1 protein-coding gene is annotated in these 3,619 nt (G+C 66.1%); it reads left to right on the forward strand.

All coding sequences use genetic code 11. The features are described from left to right. A partial coding sequence (locus ACPYOP_RS32655) for a beta strand repeat-containing protein (protein WP_481414339.1) occupies positions 1-3,619 on the forward strand: 3,619 nt, incomplete at both ends.

Below are 3,619 nucleotides of genomic sequence, written 5' to 3' on the forward strand. Positions count from 1 at the left end.
CGCCGCCAATGGCGGTCGCGGCGGTATAGTCGCGGGACCATTGCTCGTCGCCGGCACGCTCAGCGTGACAGGCGGCTCGTTCACGGCCTTGGATATCAGCGGTCACGGCAATGTCACGGTCAATGCCGCGACAAACCTCGACGGCACGCTGCTGGCCGCCGGCGATGTCAGCATCACCGGTGCTGATATCACCGCCAACGCCATCGCCTCCGGGGTGGATTTCGCGGCCACCGACAAGGCGGTCGACGGCAGCGTCGTTCTTTCAGAGGGATCCTCGGCCGGCGCACTGTCCCTCACCGCCACCGCCGGCGACATCAATGCCTCCAACCTGCTGTCGGCCGGCAATCTCATCGCGACGGCGAGCGGCGGCATCGGCGCGAGAACCGCAAGCGGTTCCGCTGACATCAGCGCGATCGCTCGGAGCAGTGGCCACGCCACCGCTCGGGATCGTCGCGTTGTCGCCGTCAACGCGGTCTCGCACCAGAACCTGACCATGACGGCCGGCGGGTCGATCGCCCTTGCCGGCCAGTCGCTGGCGGCGGGCAACGTCGATCTGCGGGGCCGGTCGATCGCCGCCGAGACACTCGCCTCGGGGGTGGATTTCGCGGCCACGCGTGCGTCGCCCACGGGGGCGCTGATGTTGTCAGCGCAATCGCCTGCGATTGTCGCGGCACGGGGTAACGCCCAGTCGGGTACGATGACGCTCAGCGCCACGAATGGCGATGTCACCGCCAGCAATGCGCTGTTGTCGGGCGGCGACTTGTCCGCGACAGCAACCACAGGCGTGAACTATGCCCTGCTGCAGAGCCTCGCCAACGCCTCGCTGAGTGCTCCGGGCGAGATCAGCTACACGAATGACACCAACGTCACCGGCAATCTGGCCATCAATACCGGAACGTTCGATCTGTCGGGAACACGTGGCGCAAAGCTCGCCGTCGGCGGCACGCTCGCCGTCACGGCGACGTCCGCAAATCTGGTCAACGGCAACCTGGTCCTTGGCGGGTTGACGCTTCATCTCAGCGGAAAGGCGAATCTGACCGGCGCTGTCGTCAAAACAGTCCCATCCAGCAGTACCGCCGGCGCTGCAAACGGCTCCAGCGGCGCTGACATTGCGATCACCGCCGCCGGCCTGACCACCAGCGAGGCGACGTCGCTGCTGGCCGCCCATGATCTCAGCGTCACCCTGTCGGGTGATCGCGGCGTCACCATTCATGGTGATCGCGGCGTCACCCTGCCGTCGTTCTCCAACAATGGGCAATTGGCCGCCGGCAACAACCTGACCATCGCGACCGCGGGCGACCTCACCAACAACGCGACCGGCCTCCTCCATGCCGGGAGGGACGCGTCCCTTCAGGTGGCGGGAACGCTCACCAACGACCGGGGCGCTATCCTCACCGGCCGCGACCTGACGATATCAGGCAGCACGGCAACCGAGCGCAGCCGCGCCGTCACCAATATCTCCGGCCTCATCCAGGCCGGCGGCGACATGTCGATCCTGACCTCTGATCTGACCAACAAACGGTCGACGACGCCGACCTGGCAGACCGGCCAGCTGGTCTCCTCGGGCAATGTGGTCGGCACCTTCGTTCTCAATCCGGATGTCGCCGGCAAGCCCTTCGCCTATCTCGAGACCGTCGATCAGAACATCTTCCAGCTCTATCCCGGTATCGATCCGCCGGCATGGCGGGACTACCAGTCGCAGCTCTGGTCGAAGGCGACCCTCGCCGACGGCACGAGCTATCGCGCCTGGACCTGGGTCTCGGCCAACGGACCGACCGAGGTCCGGCCGATCCTCGACTGGATCAAGGCGCGCGTGCCGAAGGACGAGAGCGGCAATCCCGTTCTCGATCCCAACAATCCCTCGAAGTACTTCATCGTCGATGAGGTCGTCAAGAACGCCGCGGACGCCAGCACGACCTACACATGGGACCCAACCGCCAATATCAGCCAGTCGGCCCATGAGGACCGCTTCACCGGCGCGCTCAGCCCCGAGGCGGTGATCCGCGCCGGTGGCAATCTCACGGTCGACGCCACCAACCTGACGAACGCCTACAGCGCCATCGAGGCCGGCGGCGACGCGACGCTCAAGGGATCGACGCTCACCAACGAGGGCGTCGCGCTCAACCGCACCACGACGCTGACCTGCAACGCGAAAGGCGCCTGTACCGCCTACGATGCCGACGGCACCGCCGATCCCACGCGCGACATCGCCAATGGCGCCTCGATCGTCGCGGACACCACCGTCATCGCCGCCGCCGCCGGCACCCTCAAGGCGGCACGCGACCTCACGCTCGACTTCGCCACCGTCAACAACACCTCGCTCGGCTCGACCGGCGGCAAGGCGGCGGTCAGCGCGCCGGCAAGCAGCCACGATCCGCTCGCCGCCCTTGACGGCCTGACCGCGGGGGCGGCGCTGTTTTCCGTCAATGCCGCGATTGCCAATGTCCCGGCCAACGGCCCCGTCGCGAGAACCGCGAGCGGTTCCGCTGACAACGGCGACGGCGGCACCGGGCTGATCGCCGCCGGCGGCCTTTCGGCGGTGCTCGGCAATCTCAGACGGCTGACACCGGAGGCCGTCGTGCAGCTGGCGAGCCTTGCCAAGCCGCAGTCCGGCGGTGTCGGCGGCACGGTCCCCGGCCAGGCTTTTGTCTTCGAGACCCGCCCCGCCTTCCTCGACGTCTCGAAGTTCTACGGCTCGGCCTATTTCCTCAAGCGCATCGGCTATCATCCCGAAACAGCCGTTCCATTCCTCGGCGACGCCTATTTCGACAACCAGCTGATCGACACCCAGCTCAGGCAACTGATCGGCGACGGCCTGGCCAAAGGCTCCTTCATTCCCGGCAGTGACGCCATCGAGCAGATGAAGGGGCTCATCGACAATGGCGTGGCCTATGCCAGGGACAATGGCCTGGTCCTCGGTCAGGGATTGACGCCCGATCAGGCCGCCAATCTCAAGCAGTCGATGGTGCTTTACCAGGCCCAGACCGTCAACGGCGTGCAGGTGCTGGCTCCAGTCGTCTATCTGTCGGCCGCCGATCGGGCCAGGGCCAGCCTGTCGGGGGCGTCCATCGCCGGCAACACGGTCGATCTCACCACGGGGGATCTGAGCAATTCCGGCGCGATTGCGGCCGCCGGCGGCCTGACCGTCGCCGCAAGCTCGATCAGATCGACCGGCTCCTTCCATGCCGGCGGCGATCTCAATCTCACCGCCTCGAACGGCATTACACTTGCCGCCCAGACCATGACGCTCGGCGGCCAGGGCGCGACGATTGCAGGCAATCGCGCTGTCGTCGTCAACCCAAATACCGGCGCATCTGCCGGTGGCAATGTTCTGCTCGCCGCCAATAACAGCGATCTCAATCTCAATGGCGCCAGCGTCAAGGCCGGCGGCAATGCCCGGCTTTCCGGCAACAATGTCAACCTCGCCGCGGTCAAGGCTGACAACAATGGCCAGCAGAATGCGACGGGAGCACGCGTTAATGCGGGTGGCAATCTCGCGATTGCCGCCAACAACGACGTCAACATCATCGGGTCCTCCGCGAAGTCGGGCGGCAATCTTTCGGTGGCCGCCACGAATGGAGCGGTCAATATCGTTTCGACCGATCTCGCTCGCAAGACG

This window comes from Rhizobium sp. KNZ2-6A (genome assembly GCF_056755475.1).